Annotated in this window: 6 protein-coding genes; 1 reads left to right on the top strand and 5 read right to left on the bottom strand. The window is 36.5% G+C overall.

The window, feature by feature from the left end:
• The 3 genes from HAW63_05070 to HAW63_05060 all read right to left on the bottom strand — a co-directional run.
• The coding region (locus HAW63_05070) for a hypothetical protein (protein ID MBE8163340.1) at window positions 1-150 on the bottom strand (150 nt) is incomplete at its 3' end.
• Window positions 151-158: 8 nt separating this feature from the next.
• Window positions 159-704 (bottom strand): hypothetical protein, encoded by a 546-nt coding sequence (locus tag HAW63_05065; protein MBE8163339.1) that lies wholly within the window; start codon window positions 702-704, stop codon window positions 159-161.
• A gap of 4 nt (window positions 705-708) precedes the next feature.
• Complete coding sequence (locus HAW63_05060) at window positions 709-1350, bottom strand: hypothetical protein (protein MBE8163338.1); 642 nt, start codon at window positions 1348-1350, stop codon at window positions 709-711.
• A 121-nt stretch (window positions 1351-1471) separates the two neighbouring features.
• Between HAW63_05060 and HAW63_05055 the strand changes: the two genes are divergently transcribed.
• Window positions 1472-3040 carry a DEAD/DEAH box helicase gene (locus HAW63_05055; protein MBE8163337.1) on the top strand — a complete coding sequence of 523 codons (1569 nt, stop codon included), beginning with the start codon at window positions 1472-1474 and terminating at the stop codon, window positions 3038-3040.
• 3 nt (window positions 3041-3043) lie between these two features.
• Here HAW63_05055 and HAW63_05050 read toward each other — a convergent pair whose 3' ends face one another.
• Together HAW63_05050 and HAW63_05045 are read right to left on the bottom strand one after the other, a co-directional pair.
• Window positions 3044-3706, bottom strand: a complete 663-nt coding sequence (locus HAW63_05050) for a hypothetical protein (protein ID MBE8163336.1) — start codon at window positions 3704-3706, stop codon at window positions 3044-3046.
• 11 nt (window positions 3707-3717) lie between these two features.
• On the bottom strand, window positions 3718-4668 hold a 951-nt coding region (locus HAW63_05045), incomplete at its 5' end, for a preprotein translocase subunit SecA (GenBank protein ID MBE8163335.1).

The following is a 4668-nucleotide window of genomic DNA, read 5'->3' as shown; positions in this document are numbered from 1 at the left end:
GTGACAAGAACATTGCCCCTCCAAATCCTTAAAGCTTTCTTTGGCCTTACCATTAGAGGGTGTAGAAATATCTTCAACAAGGCTTTGCCCGTTGTTAGAGCAAGAAAGCAATAAAGCTACACAAAAATATAAAAGCGCTTTTTTTTTCATTTTGTTTTTCATTGTTTGCAAATAATTTTTAATAGGTTTTGTAATTCTTTGTGTGCATAAGGCAACCTTATGCTTTCTGTAATGTTTCCTGTAATGTTTTCTTGCGTGGGGTATAGGTCGTAAATAAGTTTTTGTTTTAAATAAACGCAGTTTTGTGTTTTTCTTTTAAAGTTTGTAGTAGATATCAGTAATGGAAATAACTCTTGAAACGAAGCTAACTGAAAATCTAATAAAAATGCATCTTTCTTTTTAGTAATTTTCTTTTTAGGTGCTTGCAATTTTGCACTACCCACTTTCATGGCTTGCAATTGGTGATTAAATTTATTTAGTAGCGCAATTTTTTTCTTATTTGTATTTTTCTTTTCTTGTAACTGATTTTTAACAGACTTAACCCATGCTTTAAAAGTGTCGACGGTAATTAATTGTACCTTACCAACTTCGCCAGCCTTCCCGCCAGCCTTCAAAGAGGGCTTGGCGGCCACCTCTATTGTGGAAAAAACTCCAAAAAAGAAAAAAACATTTAAACAAAAAAAATATTTAACAAAAGTAGACATAATTTTAACCTAGCATAGGTTTTTGAAAAATAACATGAAAAACCGCATCTCCTCTAGATAAATATTTTATTTCAAAATGCGTACGCCCTATTATGTCTCCCTGATAATAAACTTTGCTTTCTTTAATAGAAAATTTCCATATATTTTGCATGTAGTCTAAGGCCTCTTTGTAATAATATTCTTGATTAGTAGCTAAGTGAATACAGCCTCCTGGTTTTAAAGTTTCCTTTAACAAAGACATGGCGGGCATAGCGTACCAGCGCTTATTTAAATGCTTGGCCTTTGGGTAAGGGTTGGGGTGCAGTAAAAAATAATTGTTTACCGTTTTTTCTTTAATAAATTCTAATATGAAAGGAATAGCATCTTCCCCCACGGGCAAAAGATCCCCCTTTAAGCTTGGCTGTTGTTTTGTGTGAGAGTTAAATCGATTTAAAAATTTATTAAACTTCGTTTTTGTTCTTTCTAGCGCAATCATTTTTTTAGGCTTTCTTTTTTGAACATATTCTAAGGCGTGCAGCCCCACCCCACAACCCAGCTCCATGTCTAAACCTTGTGCACAATGGGTGGTTAAAAAATTTTGAATGTACTGCTGTTCCTTTAAACCTCGATGTCTGTAGGGAACTTGGCTTTTATCAAACTTTCTCACTCTACAGTCCTTATTTAAAAAAATTACATATTGCGCTTTTTATATAGCACATCCCATTAAACCATAGTAGTTTAGCCTGCAAGCTTAATAAATAACCCCCATTCGCCGTGCCAAGGAAAATATGCATTTTAGTGATTTTAACTTAAATACCAATGTCTTAGATGCTTTAAAGAAAATGCAATTTATCACGCCCACAGACATACAAAGCAAAGCCATCCCCTTGTTAATGCAAGAGGGCACCGACCTAATTGCTCGCGCCCAAACAGGAACGGGCAAAACCGCCGCCTTTGGAATACCTTTATTACACAAAATAGACCCTTCCCTACACTCTATACAGGCCGTTATTTTGTCACCCACCAGAGAACTGGCTGCGCAATTAAAGGAAGAAATGGACAAGTTGTCTGAATTTACCGATATTAAAAGCGTTTTAGTTATGGGAGGCACCGCTTATGAACGCCAAAAAAGAAACATTAAGCAGGGAAAGCCACACATTTTAATCGGCACACCAGGTAGGGTTTTAGACCTTATTAACCAACGAGTAATTAGGTTGCACGATGCCCGTTATTTAATTTTAGACGAAGCCGATGAAATGCTAAATGTAGGCTTTTTTGAAGCTGTGCAAGAAGTTATTAAATCTTTTGAAAAAGAAAAACAAATGTGGATGTTTTCTGCCACTATGCCAAAAAATATTGTGCGCTTAATTAAAGAGCATTTTAATAATCCCGAAATGATAGCCGTCGATAAAAAAGAAAGCACTAACTCAGATATTGATCAACAGTATTATGTAGTTAGGCAACGCTACTTTCAAGAAGCTTTAAGCCGACTAATGCAGGTAGAGCCAAAAATGTATGCCATGGTTTTTTGCAAAACCAAATCTGACACTAAATCTTTAGGGGAAAATTTAATTTCCCAAGGATTAAAAGTAGAAACTTTACACGGCGATATGGCTCAGTCACAACGCGATTTATCGATGCAGCGATTTAAGTCTAAAAAAGTACAAATGATGATTTGCACAGATGTAGCGGCTCGCGGAATTGATATTCAAAACTTAACTCATGTTATTAACCTCGGCTTACCACAAAATGCGGAGTCCTATGTTCATCGCGTGGGAAGAACAGGCAGAGCTGGTAAAAAGGGAATCGCTATAACTTTGTTAGACCCTAGAGATTATTACAAAGTGGGAGGCTTAGAAAGATTTATTAACCAAAAACTTACGCACTCCAAACTACCCACCACAGCCGATTTAAAAGCCGCTTTAATTAATAAAGAAACAAAAAGTCTGCAATCTATTATTGATGCCGTTCAAGAAAGAAAACATGCCTTTAAAATTGACTCTAATTTTCAAACATTTAAACAAGGTTTTGAAGAACTATCTTCAGAAGAAATATTAAAAGTTGCTTTTACTTGGTTTTTTAATAACCAAATTAAACATTTGGATAATATCGGTAATTTAGACGCTACAGATATGGCCAGTCACCAAAACAACACTTTTGGCAGAATGAGCCGCGATCGCAACCGCGGAGGCGGAGGTGGTGGTGGCGCAAGACGCTATTCGAAATCTGGTCGGTCTGCTAGTTCAAACGATAGTAACCAAAGAAACAAACCTTTTGTACACAAAGGCCCTTTTGGAAAAGCAAAAAAAGCCTCTTCCGATTTTTCTAAATCAAGACCTAGAAGTCGCGGATTTTAAATATTATTTTTCTGCTTTTTGTCGCCAATACAACTCTACAGGAATAGCGTTGTTATAAATATTTTGCACAATATAACTTAGTTTTAATACGCTTAAAGCGGTTAAGCTAACATGACCAGAAATATTATTTTTAAATCGCTCTAAAATCATTTCTGTATCTAGTTGCAAGCGTTCGTCTTGCAAAATACTAATCAACTGCGCTTGCATATCTGCCGAATCAATATTGGAAATCATTAACTCATACAAGCAGGCTTCTTCTGTTTCCGCAGACATAGCTTCTGCAGAAAATGTTTTTTCCTCTTCCCCCTCGCCCTCCGTTGTTTCCGCCCCTTCTAGGTGACTGGTGGGTTCAGAATTGGTTTCGGGTTCGATGCTTGGTTCGATACTTGGTTCAATACTGGATTCGACACTGGATTCGATGCTGGGCTCAATACTGGGCTCGATACTTGGCTCAATGCTTGGTTCAATACTGGATTCGATACTGGGTTCAATACTTGGCTCAATACTTGGTTCGACTTTAGAAGAAATACTACCTTCTTCTTCCTCTTCTGTAATATTGCCCAATCCATCTAAACTAATACTTTTAGAGCAATTTTCACAAGTAATATAAAACTCATTTTCGGGCAGTTCTATACTAACTTCACAATAAGGACAAAGCTTTGCCATTTTTTAAGCCTTTATTTTTTTTGCTTCTTTTTTAGTTTACGCCTGTCTGCACGGTTCATAGCTTCTTCCCCTTGATCATGATTCAAGGGCTTTTCAGAAGATTCTTCGGGGGAGTTTTGCGCGTATCGTTGGGCAAAGTTAGACAAATCTGCCTCGTTGGCCCCCGTTAACTGATGACCATCTTGTAACAAGCCTTGTTGCTGCTCAAAATAAGCTTGTAGCTCTTGATCTTCTACTAACTGAACTTTCATTAGCTTTTCAATAATCTCTTCTTTAATAGCAAAGTTCATTGTAGAAAAAGCTTGAAAGGCTTCTTTTTTATACTCAATTAAAGGGTCTTTTTGGGCATAAGCTCGCAAATTTACTCCCTCTCTTAATTTATCCATTTGCGATAAATGCGCTTTCCAAAAGTTATCGATACTTTGTAAGCTAATCATTTGTTGCATATAAGAAAAATCATTTTTTAAGGCTGCTTTGCGCTCATCAAAAACGGTTTTTACAGACTGGCTAACTTGATCCGTAATACCTGTAATAGGCATGCTGCGATCAACACTAACTTGCAAATTAAATAATCGCTTTAAAGCACTTTCTAATCCAGATAAATTCCAATCACTAGGTTTTGCATTTTCGGGAACATAAGTGTCTAAAGTAACCGACATCACCTCTGACAACATGTCTAAAATTAATTGGTCTAAGTTTTTTCCCTTTAAAACTTTACGGCGCAAACTATAAATAGAGTGTCTTTGTTTGTTCATAACATTGTCGTAATCTAATAAGTGCTTACGCATATCAAAGTTATAACCTTCTACCTTTTTTTGCGCCCCCTCTATGGCTCGCGAAATCATTTTTGCTTCGATGGGCTCGTTATCAGGCAAGTTTAAAGTGTTCATAATTTTTTGTATGCGCTCGCCATTAAAAATACGCATTAAATCGTCTTCTAAAGATAAGTAAAAGCGCGTTGC

The sequence above is a fragment of the Pseudobdellovibrionaceae bacterium genome (assembly GCA_015163855.1).
GTDB lineage: Bacteria > Bdellovibrionota > Bdellovibrionia > Bdellovibrionales > UBA1609 > JAAOIH01.
This window is presented reverse-complemented; position numbering and strand designations above follow the sequence as displayed.